Origin of the sequence: Pontibacter kalidii (assembly GCF_026278245.1) — a bacterium.
Lineage (GTDB): Bacteria > Bacteroidota > Bacteroidia > Cytophagales > Hymenobacteraceae > Pontibacter > Pontibacter kalidii.
Genome location: NZ_CP111079.1, coordinates 1,021,655 through 1,038,745, shown reverse-complemented (window position 1 = coordinate 1,038,745; position 17,091 = coordinate 1,021,655). Strand labels below are relative to the sequence as shown.

16 protein-coding genes are annotated in these 17,091 nt (G+C 50.0%); 8 read left to right on the top strand and 8 right to left on the bottom strand.

The window, feature by feature from the left end; translation table 11 throughout:
- Window positions 1-19 precede the first annotated feature (19 nt).
- From OH144_RS04360 to OH144_RS04335, 6 genes are all read right to left on the bottom strand, one after another.
- The gene (locus OH144_RS04360) at window positions 20-415 is read right to left on the bottom strand and encodes an urease subunit beta (RefSeq protein ID WP_266205075.1); all 396 of its coding nucleotides are present in this window, start codon (window positions 413-415) and stop codon (window positions 20-22) included.
- 35 nt (window positions 416-450) lie between these two features.
- The gene (ureA, locus tag OH144_RS04355; protein WP_266205074.1) at window positions 451-756 is read right to left on the bottom strand and encodes an urease subunit gamma; all 306 of its coding nucleotides are present in this window, start codon (window positions 754-756) and stop codon (window positions 451-453) included.
- Between the two features lie 30 nt (window positions 757-786).
- Window positions 787-2,184 carry a porin gene (locus OH144_RS04350; protein WP_266205073.1) on the bottom strand — a complete coding sequence of 466 codons (1,398 nt, stop codon included), beginning with the start codon at window positions 2,182-2,184 and terminating at the stop codon, window positions 787-789.
- A gap of 343 nt (window positions 2,185-2,527) precedes the next feature.
- Window positions 2,528-3,805 carry a sensor histidine kinase gene (locus OH144_RS04345; protein ID WP_266205072.1) on the bottom strand — a complete coding sequence of 426 codons (1,278 nt, stop codon included), beginning with the start codon at window positions 3,803-3,805 and terminating at the stop codon, window positions 2,528-2,530.
- 124 nt (window positions 3,806-3,929) lie between these two features.
- Window positions 3,930-4,607 carry a response regulator transcription factor gene (locus OH144_RS04340; protein ID WP_266205071.1) on the bottom strand — a complete coding sequence of 226 codons (678 nt, stop codon included), beginning with the start codon at window positions 4,605-4,607 and terminating at the stop codon, window positions 3,930-3,932.
- 897 nt (window positions 4,608-5,504) lie between these two features.
- On the bottom strand, window positions 5,505-5,795 hold the full coding sequence (locus OH144_RS04335; RefSeq protein WP_266205070.1) for a DUF983 domain-containing protein: 291 nt from the start codon (window positions 5,793-5,795) through the stop codon (window positions 5,505-5,507).
- A 266-nt stretch (window positions 5,796-6,061) separates the two neighbouring features.
- On the opposite strand from OH144_RS04335, the gene OH144_RS04330 reads away from it, so the two are divergent.
- On the top strand, window positions 6,062-6,940 hold the full coding sequence (locus OH144_RS04330) for an AraC family transcriptional regulator (RefSeq protein ID WP_266205069.1): 879 nt from the start codon (window positions 6,062-6,064) through the stop codon (window positions 6,938-6,940).
- Between the two features lie 354 nt (window positions 6,941-7,294).
- Entirely contained in the window at window positions 7,295-8,974 is a 1,680-nt protein-coding gene (locus tag OH144_RS04325; protein WP_266205068.1) for a mechanosensitive ion channel family protein, read from the top strand.
- Window positions 8,975-9,401: 427 nt separating this feature from the next.
- Here OH144_RS04325 and OH144_RS04320 read toward each other — a convergent pair whose 3' ends face one another.
- Window positions 9,402-9,842 (bottom strand): tRNA (5-methylaminomethyl-2-thiouridylate)-methyltransferase, encoded by a 441-nt coding sequence (locus OH144_RS04320; protein WP_266205067.1) that lies wholly within the window; start codon window positions 9,840-9,842, stop codon window positions 9,402-9,404.
- Between the two features lie 112 nt (window positions 9,843-9,954).
- Between OH144_RS04320 and OH144_RS04315 the strand changes: the two genes are divergently transcribed.
- The 6 genes from OH144_RS04315 to OH144_RS04290 all read left to right on the top strand — a co-directional run bounded on the left by OH144_RS04315 (window position 9,955) and on the right by OH144_RS04290 (window position 14,884).
- Window positions 9,955-10,644: an RNA polymerase sigma factor gene (locus OH144_RS04315; protein WP_266205066.1), complete on the top strand. Its 690-nt coding sequence runs from the start codon at window positions 9,955-9,957 to the stop codon at window positions 10,642-10,644.
- A gap of 15 nt (window positions 10,645-10,659) precedes the next feature.
- A complete protein-coding gene (locus OH144_RS04310) occupies window positions 10,660-12,501 on the top strand; it encodes a glycoside hydrolase family 15 protein (RefSeq protein WP_266205065.1) in 1,842 nt (613 codons plus the stop codon).
- Window positions 12,488-12,958 (top strand): hypothetical protein, encoded by a 471-nt coding sequence (locus OH144_RS04305; protein WP_266205064.1) that lies wholly within the window; start codon window positions 12,488-12,490, stop codon window positions 12,956-12,958. Before OH144_RS04310 ends, OH144_RS04305 begins: the two co-directional genes overlap by 14 nt.
- A 156-nt stretch (window positions 12,959-13,114) precedes the next feature.
- On the top strand, window positions 13,115-13,663 hold the full coding sequence (locus OH144_RS04300) for a DUF4142 domain-containing protein (protein ID WP_266205063.1): 549 nt from the start codon (window positions 13,115-13,117) through the stop codon (window positions 13,661-13,663).
- Window positions 13,660-13,995: a plastocyanin/azurin family copper-binding protein gene (locus OH144_RS04295; RefSeq protein ID WP_266205062.1), complete on the top strand. Its 336-nt coding sequence runs from the start codon at window positions 13,660-13,662 to the stop codon at window positions 13,993-13,995. Before OH144_RS04300 ends, OH144_RS04295 begins: the two co-directional genes overlap by 4 nt.
- Window positions 13,996-13,999: 4 nt before the next feature.
- Window positions 14,000-14,884, top strand: a complete 885-nt coding sequence (locus OH144_RS04290) for a cyanophycinase (protein WP_266205061.1) — start codon at window positions 14,000-14,002, stop codon at window positions 14,882-14,884.
- Between the two features lie 140 nt (window positions 14,885-15,024).
- On the opposite strand, the gene OH144_RS04285 is transcribed toward OH144_RS04290, so the two are convergent.
- Window positions 15,025-17,055 (bottom strand): glycoside hydrolase family 3 protein, encoded by a 2,031-nt coding sequence (locus tag OH144_RS04285; protein ID WP_266205060.1) that lies wholly within the window; start codon window positions 17,053-17,055, stop codon window positions 15,025-15,027.
- Window positions 17,056-17,091 lie beyond the last annotated feature (36 nt).

The following is a 17,091-nucleotide window of genomic DNA, read 5'->3' as shown; positions in this document are numbered from 1 at the left end:
TAGTTAGTTGATGATTACCTTATTTCTTCTTGGTAGTTTTGGTAGTGGTAGCTCCCTTGTACCCTTCTTTTTGCGCCTTTTTGAGAGCATTTTCCCGGACGCTCTTCTTCGACACATCGCCTTCCGTCAGGTTATTGAAGCCGTGAATGAGCTTTTTACCGCCTATCTCTACCAAGACCACGGTCTTCTTTTCCCCGGGCTCAAACCTCACTGCCGTGCTGGCCGGAATGTTCAGGCGCATGCCTAGTGTTGCTGCCCGGTCAAATTCCAGCGCCTTATTCGTTTCGAAGAAGTGATAATGAGAACCTACCTGAATAGGGCGGTCTCCGGTGTTGGCAACCTTGACGCGTACGGTCTTTCCCTTCTGATTGGCTTTTATCTCCCCCTTCTTGAGTATGTATTCACCTGGTATCATAGTTGTAAATAATAATGTTTTGCGTTGGATTAGTGTTAGCGGATTGGATGGTCCACCGTGATGAGCTTCACGCCGTCCGGGAAGGTTACCTCTATCTGGACGAAATGTATCATCTCCGGTACCCCTTCCATCACCTGGTTCTTCTTCAGGAGCTGTGCACCGTATTTCATAAGCTCTGCCACCGTTTTTTTACCGTCACGGGCCTCTTCCATCAGGATACCACAGATATAAGCAATGGACTCAGGGTAATTGAGCTTCACACCTCTTTTTAACCTTTTGGCGGCAAGCTCTCCCGCCAAATGCAGCATTAGTTTTTCTTGTTCTACTGGGTTTAAGTGCATAGTTATTTATTGTTTATGAAAAGGAATACTTTACAGGAAAGTCTGGAATTGAACTATAAACTCGCCCCTGTTACCATCAATGTGATCGGTTGCTATGTAATTGGGTCTAAGTGAGTACTGAAAGGACACCTTGGCATTGTGCTGCTGAATGAGCACATTGCTACCAAAGTCCCAGTAGTCGCCGCCCTTCTCCAGCGCGTCCAGGTTCTTTCGTGTATAGGCCACAAAAGGCTGGAGCCGTACCTTGTCCTGCTCACCTAAGCGGGGCAGCAGAAGACCCGCCTGGCTATAGTAAATATCACCGGTGCCCAGCATCGGCCTGGCGTTGCCGGAACCTGAGATAGACCTGGGCCCATCGTAATTCGAGTCGTTAGTGCCCAGGTTCATGGTGCCCGAGTGGCGCAGGTAGTTCGGGCCGTAGTCGTAGCGGTACGCAACCGTGTAGGAAGTCAGGGACATGTCTTTCGAACCGACGCTGAAGGGCAGGTCTATGAACATATCTCCCGCCAGCAAGGCGATGTTATGGGATTTATACTGGCCGTTCTGCAGGCTCATGGTTCCGTCTTGCTGGGCGTTGAAACCGACGCCGATGTTAAACACGCGCTTCTGCCCCAGGTAAGTGCCCACCTTGAAAGGCAGCGTGTTCGACTCCTGGTCCAGGAACTGGTATTCAAAGTAACCGGCTACATAGGGCTTGCTGCTGCCGTTGTTGTCGACGGCCACATTCTCCTGCTCCGGCACCAGGTTAGTGGCGAAGGGCTTGTTCACGCTTACCCTGTACTCTAATTTGTCGACCTTGCCCTTGGCAAATATCCCGAACATGCGCACAAACTGGTCGCTCTGGTCAACGTTTGGAAAATTGAAGCCAGGAGAATCCAGGGTGAGGAAGTTGGTGGTGCTGGCCATGGTCATGCGTGACAATCCCATCCAATAATGGATGCCTGCTCCCAGGGTCATCGAAAACTTGTGCTTCTGCCCGGTATAGGAATCAACCGCCGGGAAAAGGGTATACTCACTTGTAAAGTCATGGAAGAACATCCCCGGCTTTTTACCGGCTCCATAGCTCCCGGTGCCACCGCTGCCTGCGGCCCCTCCCCCCACAAAGGTCTGGCTGTTGATGCCAAAGTGGGTCATAATCATGAACCGCGGAGACAGCTGCGCCATGGCCAGCATGCGCAAGCGACGCGCCCCGATATCAAAAGACTTCTCCTGTGGGGTACCGTTTACCAGTGTGCCGGGATTCTGCTCCGTAGCCCGTGCCCATATCTGGTTCCAGAGCATAAACCGGATGTAATAATCATCCTTGTCATTCAGATTTATTTTGAGGCCCTCGTTATACTCAGGGGCATACTGCGCCTTAACTGGTTGTGTAGAAAAGAGACATACACCTAAACTGAACAAGGACACTCCTATAAATCTTCTAAACATGCTTTAATCGCCTTTAACTTGTGTTACCTAATTGGACAGCCTCAAAACATGGCACTTATGCCGGGCTGCTTACAAAATGAAAGTACTATTAGTCACGAAGGTACACCGGGGGTATTAAGCTCATTTAAGAATGAGATTAGAATGAGATTAGAATCTGTTTTTAGGGAGTCTTTTTGCGTCAGGTAGGCTTCCCTGAGCTATTCTGCTCAGAAAGAGGGAGATAAAAAAGTCCTCTCTAACTATTAGAGAGGACTTTTAGTGAGGCAGTGCGCCTGCTTAACTTTTTACTTAAAAAGTACTATGTGTTGCCAAGCAAGGCTTTTATACTTCATGACATGAACAGCTATACTTCCTGCCCCTGCATTTCGGGCTGCTGCGGTTTGGCGACAGGCAGAATTACCTGCACAGTAGTCCCTTTCCCTTCTCTGGAGTTCACTCGTATGTCGCCGTTGTGCATCCGCATAATCTCGAGGGCTAGCGGGAGGCCAATGCCAAATCCTTCGAAGCCTTCGGTGTTGGAGGCCCGGAAGTACGGCGTAAAGATTAGTTGCTGCTCTTCTTCCGGAATGCCGATGCCAAAGTCTGTCACCTCCACTCGGATGGTGTCCTTTTCGGGGATTAGCTTCACCTTAACCTCCTTGTTACCGGAGTACTTAAACCCGTTCAGGATGATATTGGACAGCGCCAGATCCAGCAGGTGCTCATTTGCGCTAACACAGAGCAGAGAATCATTATCCGGCAGGTCGCTGTAGTCTATCCTCATCTTGAAGCTCTCATCCATTTTGCTTATTGTATGGGTCACGCTGTTAAGCACCTCATCCAGCCTGGTCACTTTCCAGGTGTCTTTCCTACCGCTTCCAATCACTTTCACAAGCTCCAGTAGGGTGTTTACTGTATGCTTCAGCTTCTCTGCTTCCTGCATGATCATTTGAAGCGAGTACTCGGCCTTGTGGCCCTTCTCAATGCTGCGCAAGGCCAGTTCTGCCTCTCCCGCAATAATGGTGAGCGGGGTGCGGAGCGAGTGGGAGGTGTTGCTCACATAGTCCTGCTGCGCTTTGAAAGCCGCCTCGATTCGGTTCAGCATTTCATTCAACGTGTCCTGCAACTTGCTGATCTCTTCCAGACTGGGCTCTTTCTCCAGCCTGTCATTCAGGTTAAAGACATTGATGCTGTTCACCTTCTGGATGATTTTAACCATCTGCCCAAAAAGCTTTCTGGAAAAGAACAGGCTGGTGAGGCCCATGGTTAAAACAGCGCCCAGGTAGGTAACGGCAAGCGTTGTTCTCAGCCTTTTGCGGTAGGCATCCCCCTCCACGTCCCGGGCAGTCGAGACTACCAGAATGTCATCCTCCCCTTCGTTGTTGTTCGTATAAAGCGCAACATAGTAGATGCCATCTTCATAGTGACGTGCTCGGCCGTTAGTAATCGCTTGCCGATAAAACGACTCATCCAGAGGCAACGAAGTCGGGAAGTCAATGTCTTTGCTCCCCGGTTTGATGCGCAAGATATACTCCTCCTCATCTTCTAGGTGCTGCAAGATATTATTCCTGATGGCATAAAAGTCATCTGCCTTCTCCTGCTGCAGCACTGCACTGGCAACAATGGTAGCACTGTTTTCCATACTATTGTAAAACCCGTGTTCCCTGTAACCTGAAGACATCGAATACATCACCAGGTTGATCCCCAATAGTATCAGGGCCATCAAGCCAGTAAATATCAGAATAAGAGAATATTGAAGTTTCATCTTACTGAGCCCGCATCACATATCCTACCCCCACTACCGTATGAATTAGCTTAGGGCTAAAATCCTTATCTATCTTTTTTCTCAGGTAGTTTATATAGACGTCCACCACATTTGTTCCCATGTCAAAATCTGCCCCCCACACGTTCTCAAGGATGTCGAGGCGTGGTAAAACCTTTCTCTTATTTTTGAGAAGGTACTCCAGCAAGCGAAACTCTGTTCCGGTCAGTGAGATTAGCTTATTGTTTCGCGTCACTTCCATCGTGTCAAAGTCAACTCTCAGGTCAGCCAAGGTAATAAAGTTGTGCTTTGTTAAATCCCTATTAGACCTCCTGATCAGGCTTTGCATACGGACACGCAGCTCCGCCAAGTTAAAAGGCTTGACCATGTAATCATCGGCCACGGAGTTGAAGCCGGCCACAATATGCTCCGTGGAGCCAAGGGCCGACAGAATGAGAATCGGTGTGCTATGATCTGCCTCTCTGATGTGTTTACATACTTCTAAACCATTCATACCGGGCACCATAATGTCCAGAATTATAATATCGTAGTGGTTCAGCCCTACCATTTTCAGCGCCGTGAACCCGTCCATTGCCACTGAAATCTCATAACCTTCACCCTCTAACCCTCTTTTAATGAGGGAAACGACCTTTGGCTCATCCTCTAACAATAATACTTTCATATATTATAATTCATACTTGCACATCCAACTTACCACGTGTTATCCACAGAAGCCTCTACTTGCTATAAATTTATAGTTGTGATATAAGGCACTCACTCGGGTGAAACATCTATAAGAGGGAACGGAAACTACTCTATCCAAAGCCTGTCTAGGTGGTGTAGCGTTTTTGTAAACAGCCTGGCAGCCTCAAGGTTTGCCGAAAATGGCGGGAGGAAGTATAGAACTGCGCAGACAAAGATACAAATACAGCCTTTTGCGCTAAACGATAGCGCAACATAAATTTTATTTTTTAGAAGCCGACCGATTTATAAGATCATTGCTTAGCCGTGTGCAGATCTATTCTCAGCGCCGCCTGCACCAAAAGGTGACGCGTGCAGATCATGTCTTTCAGTATTCCGCTAGTATAGTAACCTTGCCACGACCCGCCCGACAGTCAGCAACACATGCTGCGCTTATACTTTTAACGATGACCGCTTTACAAATAGAGGCAGTAATAGAACAGGATTTCACACCTTAAGAGCTTAGGCTGAGCCTGCAGGAATGGGGTTCGGTTCCAGGAAGGGAGTGATTTTTGTTAAAGGGGCCAACCTTAGCTGTTGTAAGTGGCTCTTTGCGTATTCTTCCACAAGCGGAAGGACGCTTTATAAGGTTGGGAAAAACAGCACTGTGGTCAGCTAAAAGGGCGTGCGCCAAGTATAGTCAACCTTCACCTGTTGCCGGTTATGTTTGCAGCTTCCATTCTCCATCCATACTTCGATATCCATCAACTACCCTCGCACAGCTGCCACGCGACAAGCACTCCGCTGAAGGCCAGGACGTAAAGTATGGTTAGAGACTGCTACAGGATTAAGCCGGTAGAATACTTTTACCTAATCTAATATGGATATAAAAGAGGTACTAAGGCTCTACTTTCTTCGGCAGCTCGCTGCAGGGCCCTTCATACCTGATGAAAATGTTAATCCAGAGTACCCTTGATAACCTGAAAATGATCGGCAGGAGCCCAATTACGATAACGCCCACCACACCTAACATCATAGCCATGGTCACCTCGCCCAAAAACCGGTAAAGTATAAAGAGCGACACCAGGAAAATACCCACGTTAAAAGCAAAGCTCACATACATGGCGCCATAGTAATAGCCCGGCTCGGGTTCCAAAGCCAGTCCGCAGCATGGGCAGTTCTTATGCATGTCTGCAAACTTTGTCGTATACAAGGTGCCCTCCGGAAACATGTTTCCCTCACGGCATCGCGGGCATTTAACTGTTGCCACGCTATATAAAAGTGAATGTCTCTGGCTCATTTGTTCAGTTCATCTACTAACACAACAAAAATACGACAGCAATAGGATAGTATCTCGGCACAAACTCGACGAATTACTGTACTTTTATACTATAGCAGGAGTAGGCCGGCCCACAGGATAATCCTTTAGTGACTTGGGCTGCGTAAACAATATATATGCAGAAGGAACATTTACCCATTTACCAAATACAGGATTTCGAAGCCCTGACGCATAAAGACCGATACTTCTATTTTAGCTCCTTCGCAAGCCACCTGCAGGAGCATCTTTTCATCCGTGAGCCTCACAAGCACAACTTCTATATAATTCTTTTTGTGACGCAAGGCTCAGGAACACATACCATTGATTTTAAGGAGTATGAAGTAAAGCCGGGAACAGTGTTTTTTATGACGCCCGGGCAGGTGCACAGCTGGCAACTTTCCACGGATGCCGATGGCTATATTATCTTCTTCACGCAGGAGTTTTATGCCAGGGAGTACCCTAATAAGTTATTGTTTGAGTTTCCATTTTTTAATGCCCTGCTTTACAACCCAGTCCTCAGTATCACAGAAGAGCATGAAGCTGCGCTGATGCCGATTCTGCTACTGCTCCGGGAGGAGCACAGCCAGACCAGGCCGATGCGGGAGGTCATGCTGAGCAGGTACCTGGATATTCTCTTGATTCAACTCTACCGCCTGTACCAGCCAAATGAGGCACAAACAGGATTTAGAGGGAAAGAGCAAACACTCCTGCAAAACCTGGAGAAACTCATTGATTTGCATTATAAGGAACACCAGCCCGTGGCTTTTTATGCAGAACGTCTGCACGTAACTCCCAAGTACTTAAACGAAACCTGTAAAAACTCCTTGGGCAACACAACAAAGGAACTTATACAGTACCGAACCCTGCTGGAAGCACAAAGGCTGTTGGTACATGCCGAATTGACGAGTTCACAGATAGCCGCTGAGCTCGGGTATTTCGACAACACCTATTTTTTCCGCTTTTTTAAAAAGCATACAGGCCTTACCCCGGAGCAGTTCAGGACAAAAAACAAGTGAGCACCCCCACGTATCTGACTATACTTGCAGATATTCAATACCGAAATATATACAACCCCCACGCTTCAGTTGAAAAGGCTTCCCTGCAGCTACTTCTTTGGCTGCCATTTTCAGCAGAGTTAATCTAGCCAGGTCTCAGTAAAAGCTCCATGCGCTAAGAGCGCGTTATCCTAGTACCTTCCATCCCGACCGCGCTATATACTATACTTTCATTGGTTCAGATGCGCAAGGCAGGGCAACCTCAGATACGAGGCACCGTTACAAGTCGGGGAAACAGTCGAGCTCCGGGCTAAGATACCTAGAGCACCTGCTCTTCCTGTTTAGCGTTACGAACGTAAGCCTGCTTACCAAAATATGCCACACGAGATAACTACACCATACCCAAGGATAGGCAACCTCCGCTTCCTGCTTCTGCTCCTGGGAATCCTGATACACCTCTTTGCCTTCCCCACGCCCTCCCTAGCACAGGAAATAGCCAGCGACACAACTGAAAATCTCCAGGAAGCGCTGGAGCCAACCTGGCCCGATGACTCGCTAGGGCGGCGCACGCCCCGGGGAACAGTGGACGGATTCATTGACGCGGTGGCAGACGAAGATTATGCAAGGGCGGCTTTATACTTAAACCTCGACACCACCCAGCAGGAAAACCAGGATGGGGCCATGCTGGCACGGGCGCTGCAACGCATGTTAGACCAGCGTGGTAGGATTCTGCCCTTGTCCTGGCTGAGTGACGACCCCAACGGCTACCAGGAAGATCGCATCGGCCCGAACCTGGACCGTGTGGGCACCGCCACTGTCGAGGGGGAATCCTTCGACGTTTTCGTTGAGAAGACGGAAGGACCAGAGGGCGGGCCCATCTGGCTTTTCTCCTCACAGACAGTTCAGCGGACCCCACCCTTGGAGGAGGAGGTCGCAGCCCCTATCACCGACAAGGTGCTGCCTTCGGTGCTGGAGGAGAATAAATGGGGAGGCGTACCGATTGGGCACTGGCTGGCCATGCTGGCCTGTGCGGTGGTGGCCTACCTGATTGCCTGGTGCATTACCGCTGTCGTCACCTACCTCATCCGCTTAGGCTGGCGAAAAGCCAGGGAAGAGCCCACCCTCGGCATTATTAAGGCATTTGCCTTACCCATACGGCTATACTTATCGGTATGGATTCTGGTGGTCTTGGGCCAGCAGGTCGGCATCTCTATTATTGTACGGCAGCGGTTCAGCGAAATGACCGTTATTGTAGGATTGGTGGCAGTGCTGCTACTGCTCTGGCGGCTCGTGGATGCCATTACTAATTTCAGTGAAAGAAGGCTCATCCGCCGCGGCAACATGGCAGGTATATCCGTTGCCCTGTTCCTGCGTCGCGGCGCCAAGATTGCGCTGATTGTGCTGGGCACCATTGCCATATTGGACACGCTGGGGTTTGATGTAACTACCGGCCTCGCCGCGCTGGGTATTGGCGGTATCGCGCTGGCCCTGGGGGCACAGAAAACAGTAGAAAACTTCGTGGGGAGCGTAACGCTCATTGCAGACCAGTCCATACGCGTGGGAGATTTCTGCAAAGTAGGTGAAACGGTGGGGACAGTAGAGCAGATAGGTATGCGTTCCACCCGCATCCGCACTAACGAGCGCACCATCGTGACCATCCCCAACGGTGACTTCTCCTCCCAAAGGATTGAGAATTACGCCCATCGGGACCGCTTCCTGTTTAACCCCGTTCTCCGGCTGCGGTATGACACCACACCCGATCAGATTCGCTCTCTCCTCGTTACGCTCCGGTCTATCCTGGCGTCGCAACCCAAGGTAGCCCAGGACCCACGCGTGCGTTTCACAGAGATAGGCAATGATTCCCTGAACCTGGAGATTTTCACCTATCTGCTAACCAGTGATATTAATGAGTTTCTACAGCTGAAGGAAGAACTGAATTTACAGATGATGGAGGCGGTGAAAGTGGGCGGAAAAGGCTTTGCCCTGCCCACGCAGGCACTCTACCTGGCTGGAGACAAGGGCAACAACGAAGAAAAAGCTCCCCCTAAGGAGTAGGGCCGTTAAGTTCTGAAGCTACGGAGCACAAAGTCTTCTGTCATTCTGTTAAGAAACCTGGTAGAAACAGAGGCCCCTTCCCAGAAAAGTTAAGTATTACGACTGGCCCACAAGATCCTCCGAAACAGGTGCGGGATCTTCAACTTCCAGGATAACAAAAATGGTTAAACGTAAAACCCCTGTCCCTGAAGAGGGAGAATGATGCCTTTGTCCGTGCCTCGAATCAGACGATACCCTGCAATCCGAACAACAGAAGGCTGTAGCTAGAATCTCTTTTGCCTCACTCCTCTGGGGTTCAAACTACAGCACAGGCATGCAGCGCACCAGCTTGTTACCTCAATGGTGGTGAACGAGCACACCACTGCCTTCCGCTCCTGGAAAGCGTAAATGCGTTATAGGCTTCATACTACCGCCATAGCATGCCAGGCTAGTGCATTTCCTGGTGGGCCTCCTCCCTATCGGGAAGCAGAAGGTACAAAGAAAACGCTCCAATGGCCATCACCAAATCCCGAACGGCCACATCAAAATACTGGCCCGACAGCAGCAGGTTAAGGGCAATACCTACCAACCATAAGCTTACCACCAGTGCCCCAATCTTCGGTCTCAGCAGCACCAGTACGCCTGCTATGATCTCAATTATACCAACTATACTCATAAAAGTACTGACACTAAAGGGCAGTATATCGGCTATCACCGGTGCCAGGTACTTGTCCCAGTCAGTAAGCAGGTGCGTGAACTTGTCGAGCCCCGCCACAATCGGAACAATGGCATACGTATACTTTAACAGGGTTGTGGTAGTAGCCAGGCGGTTATACGCAGGGCGCGCAGCATTATGCGCACTAGCTGTTGTTGATGCATAAGTTTCCATAATAAGGTCCTCCTATTTTTGATTGTGATTATTAGATGCGGATGAGATAAAAACGTTACAGAATAATGTAACTATTTGACAGGCAACGCATCTAACAATAAAACAGTAGGCAATGGAAGCAATCAAACAAATAAGAGCATCCGGAGAAGCAGCGCTTACCGATGAAGCAATTGTTTCCCGGGTACTTGCCCGGGAAACCTCGTTGTATGAACTCCTGATGCGGCGGCACAACCAGAAACTCTACCGCGCCATCAGAAGCTACCTGAAGGAAGAGCAGGAAGTGGAGGATGCCATGCAGGACACGTACCTGAAGGCTTTCGAAAAGCTGCACCAGTTCCGTTGCGACGCCCAGTTCTCCACCTGGCTCATCCGGATCGGCATAAACACGGCCCTTGCAAAGCTACGGGAACGCAAAAGAATCTTTCCCTTTTCGCTTCTGGTGGACCAGCCGGAAGATATTTCGAATTTGATAACACAAATAAATTTTATGAATCCCGAGCATATCGCCATCCAGCAGGAGGTGAAGCAACTACTGGAAAAAGCCATCGACAGCATTCCCGAGAAGTACAGAATCATTTACACCCTCCGCGAAGTGGAAGGCATGCCCCTAAGCGAGATCACCGAATGCCTGGACCTGTCGGAAAGCAATGTAAAAGTAAGGCTGCACCGGGCGAAAGCGATGCTTAAAGAGAGCCTGTTTAAGCTATCTGAAAACTGCAATGTGTTTGAATTTGGCAACAAGCGATGCGATGGCATTGTGGAGCGGGTGATGAAAGCATTACCCGACAGCAAGAAACGATAAACCCTCAACACCAGAATGACTACCAGGCTATCAGACTATGCCCTGATCGGAAACGCGCGTGCGGCTGCCCTGGTCAATACAGCAGGGGCAATAGACTGGTGCTGCCTTCCTGATTTTGATTCCCCGGGCATTTTCTCCGCTATTCTGGACAAGGAGCGCGGAGGCCACTTTGCCATTAGCCCTGCAGGTAAGTATAGTTCAGCGCAACGCTATCTGCCGGATACGAACGTGGTGGAAACAATATTTGAAACCACAGAAGGCGATGCCCGCTTGCTGGATGCCTTCATAGCCCAGACCGAAGAAGATAAAAAGCGCAACCTGTTCCCCGACCATGAACTGCTGCGCGTAGTGGAAGGCATTTCCGGAACATTAGATTTTAAGCTGGAATATGCCCCCAAAACCTACTACGGCAAAAACACGCCGCACCTGGAAGACCGGCAAAAGCTTGGCATTCATTTCGTCTGGAAAGAGCATATTTATACTTTGCTGAGCACCCTGCCGCCGGAGCAGCTAACAGTTGAGGCTGAGGCTCCCGGGAAAGCAACTGCTACCTTTAGCATAAGTCCGGGAGAGCGGATTCTGTTTTCTTTCAGCTACTCGAATCAAAGCCCAGCTATACTTCCTGAGCTTAATACCACAGGTTGGGCACGCCTGCAGCGAACTATCAACTTCTGGAAAAACTGGATCGGCAAATGCACTTACTCGGGCCTGTACAAAGAAGAAGTAAGGCGGAGCGCGCTTGCGCTTAAACTGTTAACCTATGCGCCTTCGGGTGCCATTATTGCCGCTCCCACCACCTCCCTGCCCGAGAAACCGGGCGGAGAAAGAAACTGGGATTACCGTTACTGCTGGTTGCGTGACGCGTCCTTTGCCATCCGGGCACTACTTAAACTGGGCTACGAAGAAGAAGCGCATGCCTATATGAACTGGATCCTGCATGCCACACGGCTTACGCGGCCCAAACTGCAGGTAGCATATTCCGTCTTTGGTCATGCATCTTTACCCGAGCAAAGCCTTGATTGGCTAACGGGCTACGCTGACTCCAGTCCGGTGCGAGTCGGAAACGGAGCGGATAAACAGTTCCAGCTAGACGTGTATGGAGAAGTGCTGGATGCAGTATATGCTTATTCCCCCTTCATGAAAGAATTCGACCGTGACTCAAGGAAGTTTGTTATCGGGCTGGGCAAGATCATCTGCGAGACCTGGGATAAACAGGATAATGGCATCTGGGAAATCCGCTCGTCCGTCATACACCACACGCACTCCAAGGTGATGGCCTGGGTCGGCCTGGACCGGCTCATCAGGCTTACAGAAATGTATAAATGGCACGATGTTCCGCTTGAAAAGTTCAGAAAAACCGCTGCAAGTATAAAGGATACAGTAGAGCAGTCGGGTTATAACAAAGCGTTGGATTCTTATACCCATGAGCTGGATGGCGATACACTGGATGCCAGCCTGCTGACGTTCTCTCTGGTTGGGTATTGCGAGCCCTCGTCCCCCAGAATGGTTTCTACCACAAAGCTGATCCAGGAACGCCTGACAGAGAATAACTTGCTTTACCGCTACCTAAACCTGGATGATGGACTCGAAGGAAAAGAAGGCGCGTTCGGCATCTGCAATTTTTGGCTGATCGAGAACCTGGCCAGGTCCGGAAGACTGGAAGAAGCCATGACACTCTTTGAAAGTATAATTAAATGCGCCAGCCCCACCGGGCTGTTAGCTGAAGAGATCGACCCTGCCTCGAATGCCCTCTGGGGAAATTACCCGCAAGGCTTCACCCATATCGGCCTGATCAACGCTGCCTACGCCCTTAACGAAGTTTACCAGAAATCTCCCGCACCTTATGCATATTCCTGACTTACTTCTCTGGGGTTTTGCCGCCACGTTAATCCTGACCGTTTTGCTGTCGGTATCCAGGCCGCTCGGCTTTACGCGTATGGACCTGCCTTTTATGCTAGGCACTTTTTTTACCTCCGACCGCAACCATGCACCCTGGCTGGGCTTTGCAGCGCACCTAACCATGGGGTGGCTGTTTGCCTTGATTTACGGTGCCGCTCTTGAAAGCTCCGGCCTGCCTACCTGGTGGTTTGGAGCGGCAATTGGTTTGGTACACGGGGCTTTTGTGCTCACTGTGGGGCTGGAGATCCTGAATTATATCCATCCGAGAATGGCCCGGCCATACCAGGGCCCCACCCCCACCAGGCAACTGGAGCCTCCTGGTTTTCTGGCGCTAAACTATGGCAAAGGCACTCCGCTTGTCACATTGCTGGGCCATATGGTATACGGCTGTATACTTGGAGCTTTTTACTTCTGAAAAGTTAAGATAGAGTAACCTGCCGCTTAAATTCAATCAACTCAGGAACCATGAAGTATAAAAATAGCCCAGGTAGCAATCCTTTTTTCAAAGGTGTTCTTCTTGTAACCATACTTCTCTTTTATCATCTAATGATAAATCATAAACTCTAGAACTATGAAAATACTAAAATCGATCAGCGCAAGTGCCATCGGGCTACTAGTTGGTTTAACCTTGTTACTTACGCCTGCTCTAGGCCAGGACAATCCGACACTATCTGATGCAGAAGTGGCTCATACTGCCGTAACTGCCAACCAGATAGATATTGACTATGCCAAGCTGGCCCAAGAGCGGTCGAACAATGCAGAGGTACTTAAATTTGCTGAAACCATGGCAAATGACCACAAAGCCGTGATCGACCAGGCCGTAGCGCTTGTTACTAAACTGGGCGTTACACCAGAAGATAATGCCGTAAGCAAGCAATTGCTAGCAAACGCTGAAGAAACAAAGGAAATGCTGCGTACCAAGTCGGGTGCTGCCTTCAACAAAGCGTATATCGATAATGAAGTAGCTTACCACAAAGCAGTGATAGAAGCTGTGGAAGGACTTCTTATTCCGGAATCAGAGAACGCAGAGTTGAAATCGTTGCTGCAAAGTATAGTTCCGGCTCTTCAGGCACACCTGGAACACGCCCAGATGGTACAGGCAGAACTCAACGGCAAATGAAAAACCTGAAACTGGGGCTATTGCCAACAAGTTTATACTTCCTCTGCCTATTCCTGTTTGGGGCTACCTTTTCACCGGCGCCACCCAAAGTACACACGGTAGAGATCAGCCAGATGCGGTTTAATCCGGATACATTGGTGGTGAGTAAAGGAGATACCATTGTCTTTGTAAATAAAGATTTGGTAACGCACGATGTGACAGAAGTCTCCGGCAAATCATGGAAATCGCCCGCCCTGACTTCCGGAGATACATGGCGCATGGTGGCCCTGAAAACCACGGATTACTTCTGCAGCTATCATCCCGTGATGAAAGGAAAGATCGAAGTAAAGTAAGTATATGCAAGCTGCCAAAGGAAGAATAGTGGCCATAGGGGGCAATGAAGATAAAGGCACATTACCCACCACAGAGGCAGATGAGCTAAAAAAGCCTTCGAATTTCTTTGATCAGGGGATTCTCAAACGCATCCATGACGAGCTTCATGGCCTTGGAACCCGAATTGAAGTGATAACAACAGCCACCCGCTTCCCTGAAGAGGTAGGGAATGTTTACCTTGCAGCCTTCCTTAAACTTGGCTGTGACAATGTAGGCATTCTTCCAATTCAACAGCCGGAGGATACCAGCAGAGTCGAATACCTGGAGCGGGTCAGAAAAGCAGACGCCATCATGTTTTCAGGTGGGGATCAAAATCGACTTTCACAAATTCTTCTTGGCTCTGAGATACTACATATCATTAAAAGCAGGTATAAGCAGGAAGAAAAATTCCTGGTATCCGGGACAAGCGCCGGCGCTATGGCCCTGTCGCACATCATGATAAACGGGTCCTTGGAAAGAGACCCGCTTTTGAAAGGGACAGTCGAGTTAACAGAAGGATTGGGACTACTGGAGCAGATCATCATTGATACCCATTTTGTTAACCGGCGCCGTATACCGCGCCTGATCGAAGCCGTTGCCGCCATGCCCTCGCACATTGGAATTGGGCTGGGCGAAGACACCGGCATTCTGATGAAACAGAATTTCTGTATTGAAACCATAGGCTCAGGGCTGGTCATCATCATAGACGGTCGTAAAGCTCATAAGAATAACTATCCGCTGATAAAAACAGGTGAGGCGCTCTGTGTCGAGAATCTGATCCTGCACGTACTCCCGAAAGGACAGGCTTACAACATACTTACGGGCGGGTTTATGTTGGAAGGGCTCCTGCATTCCCAGTTTCTCTTATAGTTAGTTCGGGGACTAGTAAACCGGCAATATAAGGTGGACCGAATTCCTGGTCTACTATCGGAAATAGATCAGGTTTGCTTCTGTGCACTGGCTGGCTGTTAGAAAGGGGATTGCATTCCGCCCTCCAATGCGCCTCAGCCCTATTCTGCTCTCCCCGGCATATACCCTAGCCCTTCCCCGAACGTGAACAGGGCATACCCTTCGCCTTCCTTGTATCCGGGCAGATCCTCCATATTTTTCTCTACTACCTGCTGGTTTACCGGCGTTGTAAAGGGCATTTTACCTGTGGGGTTAAACTTTCCAGACACGACATCCAGCAGTGCTTCGGGCTCCAGCCCAAAGGTCGCCATTACGCCAATAAAACGGTTGCTTGTCTGATCATTGTAAACTTCATTGATGGCAAAGGGGTTGGCGTAGTTGATGACCAGTACGGTAGGCTTTTTAGCTGTGAGCGCATTTACATATTGCACATCCACCGCGCAGTTCGATAGGTTTACCCGCAAGGGAGAAGCATCAGAGGGAAAGAGTGGGCGGATGGTAGGTTTAACCCACAGCAGGATCACGTCCGCTTCTTCGGGAGTGGAGACAAAGGTAAGCCCTTCATACTGCTGCGTATGGACTTTGCCCGGACCGGGTGTCATCTTGCCATAATTCTTAGCATATTCCTCGAAGTATACTTTCGTATCCCTGGCCAGCGGCAAGGCGTTTTTTTCGTTGCGCAGCAGCACGACTGACTTGCGCTGCGCTTCTTTACCAGCATCTACGAATTCCTGCCTGCCCACCACTTCTCCAGCCTTTTCCTCGTCTACATACGGGTTCTCAAAAAGCCCAAGTTGGAACAGCTCCACGAGCAGCAGCAAGACCGACTCATCCACGAACTGCATGGCCTCCGGATGCGCTTTCAGCGTTTCAAGGAGCGGGGTAGGATCGGCATTGCCGGCAAACATGTTGGTTCCTGCATCCAGCGCCTTGACGTACCGCTGTTCAATGCTAAGTTCTTCCACACCCCATGGCATGGATTCGATGGGGCCGGTATCGGAATTGATGATTCCCTTGAAGCCCAGTTGGCCGCGCAGCACGTCCCGTAAGAGGCCTTTGTTATAGGCATAGGCCACTTCTTCAAACCTGGTGTCTTTTGGCAGCGAATAATAAGGCATGATGGAGGACGTGCCAGCCTGAATGGCTGCTTTGAACGGGAGCATGTTTTCCTCCAGCTGCCCTCCCGGAAATACGGCAAAGCGGCCATAACGATAGTGCGGATCAAAGCCCTCATTAGTTGATCCTCCTCCCGGATAGTGCTTGGTGGTCATCGCAACCGATTCGTGGTTCAACCTCGGCCCCTGAAAGCCCAGTGTAATGGCTGCGATGGATTGAGCGACATGGGCGGGGTCTTCCCCGAAAGTGCCCTCAACGCGCTGCCAGCGGGGCTCGGTCGCCAGGTCAGCCATGTACATATACCCTTTGCGTATCCCTACCGCCAGCCATTCCTGCCGTGCCATATCCCCGAATCGGTGAATCATCGCTGAATCGGCCATGGCGCCCAAGCCAATTTCAGCGGGCCATTTGGAGAAGCCGATCGTGGTAGAACCCGTGGCGCCCAACGCCCCGGAAGTGATATGGTTGCGGGGATTGGACGCGAACAACACTGGTATCCCCAGGCTATCGCTTTCTGCCAGTGCCTGTACCTTGTTGGCCCAACGCGCCATCGTATCAGCCGGAGCCGTGGTAGTACGCCAGATAAAGTGCCGCATTTTATGCTTCACGATTCCTTTGGTAGTGCCTACTGCGCTCATCACCTTAATGGGAAGCGGCTCGCCGGTAAACTGGTTTTTGCCTGAAACTACGTCCTCCTCGTTAAACCCGCTGGTGATGGGTTTGGACTGCCCTGAAGATTCGAGCATGAACGATTCGTTCTGCATGCGCATGTCGGCGATCAGCATCATCCCTACTTTCTCCTCCACCGACATCCTGCCTAGCAGGTCCTTGCTTCTTTCTGCCGGCGTTAAGCGCCAGTCCTCATACTTGTCTAACTGGCCGTTGCGGTTGAGGTTTTTGAATCGCAAACCGTTTACCTCCACAAGCTTGGCGGAGCGGTAACCCAGCCTGGGCTGCGTTGTTTTTTCTGTTCCGGTTTCAGGATCAGTACTGGATTGACCGCAGGCATGCAACATGGCAAATAATACAATTAAAAAAAGGGCCGTATGAAA

What these genes read in the sequence shown, in the direction of transcription:
- OH144_RS04360 (WP_266205075.1), bottom strand. Translation starts at nt 415, where the DNA reads ATGATACCAGGTGAATACATACTCAAGAAGGGGGAGATAAAAGCCAAT.
- ureA (WP_266205074.1), bottom strand. Translation starts at nt 756, where the DNA reads ATGCACTTAAACCCAGTAGAACAAGAAAAACTAATGCTGCATTTGGCG.
- OH144_RS04350 (WP_266205073.1), bottom strand. Translation starts at nt 2,184, where the DNA reads ATGTTTAGAAGATTTATAGGAGTGTCCTTGTTCAGTTTAGGTGTATGT.
- OH144_RS04345 (WP_266205072.1), bottom strand. Translation starts at nt 3,805, where the DNA reads ATGGAAAACAGTGCTACCATTGTTGCCAGTGCAGTGCTGCAGCAGGAG.
- OH144_RS04340 (WP_266205071.1), bottom strand. Translation starts at nt 4,607, where the DNA reads ATGAAAGTATTATTGTTAGAGGATGAGCCAAAGGTCGTTTCCCTCATT.
- OH144_RS04335 (WP_266205070.1), bottom strand. Translation starts at nt 5,795, where the DNA reads ATGCATAAGAACTGCCCATGCTGCGGACTGGCTTTGGAACCCGAGCCG.
- OH144_RS04330 (WP_266205069.1), top strand. Translation starts at nt 6,062, where the DNA reads ATGCAGAAGGAACATTTACCCATTTACCAAATACAGGATTTCGAAGCC.
- OH144_RS04325 (WP_266205068.1), top strand. Translation starts at nt 7,295, where the DNA reads ATGCCACACGAGATAACTACACCATACCCAAGGATAGGCAACCTCCGC.
- OH144_RS04320 (WP_266205067.1), bottom strand. Translation starts at nt 9,842, where the DNA reads ATGGAAACTTATGCATCAACAACAGCTAGTGCGCATAATGCTGCGCGC.
- OH144_RS04315 (WP_266205066.1), top strand. Translation starts at nt 9,955, where the DNA reads ATGGAAGCAATCAAACAAATAAGAGCATCCGGAGAAGCAGCGCTTACC.
- OH144_RS04310 (WP_266205065.1), top strand. Translation starts at nt 10,660, where the DNA reads ATGACTACCAGGCTATCAGACTATGCCCTGATCGGAAACGCGCGTGCG.
- OH144_RS04305 (WP_266205064.1), top strand. Translation starts at nt 12,488, where the DNA reads ATGCATATTCCTGACTTACTTCTCTGGGGTTTTGCCGCCACGTTAATC.
- OH144_RS04300 (WP_266205063.1), top strand. Translation starts at nt 13,115, where the DNA reads ATGAAAATACTAAAATCGATCAGCGCAAGTGCCATCGGGCTACTAGTT.
- OH144_RS04295 (WP_266205062.1), top strand. Translation starts at nt 13,660, where the DNA reads ATGAAAAACCTGAAACTGGGGCTATTGCCAACAAGTTTATACTTCCTC.
- OH144_RS04290 (WP_266205061.1), top strand. Translation starts at nt 14,000, where the DNA reads ATGCAAGCTGCCAAAGGAAGAATAGTGGCCATAGGGGGCAATGAAGAT.
- OH144_RS04285 (WP_266205060.1), bottom strand. Translation starts at nt 17,055, where the DNA reads ATGTTGCATGCCTGCGGTCAATCCAGTACTGATCCTGAAACCGGAACA.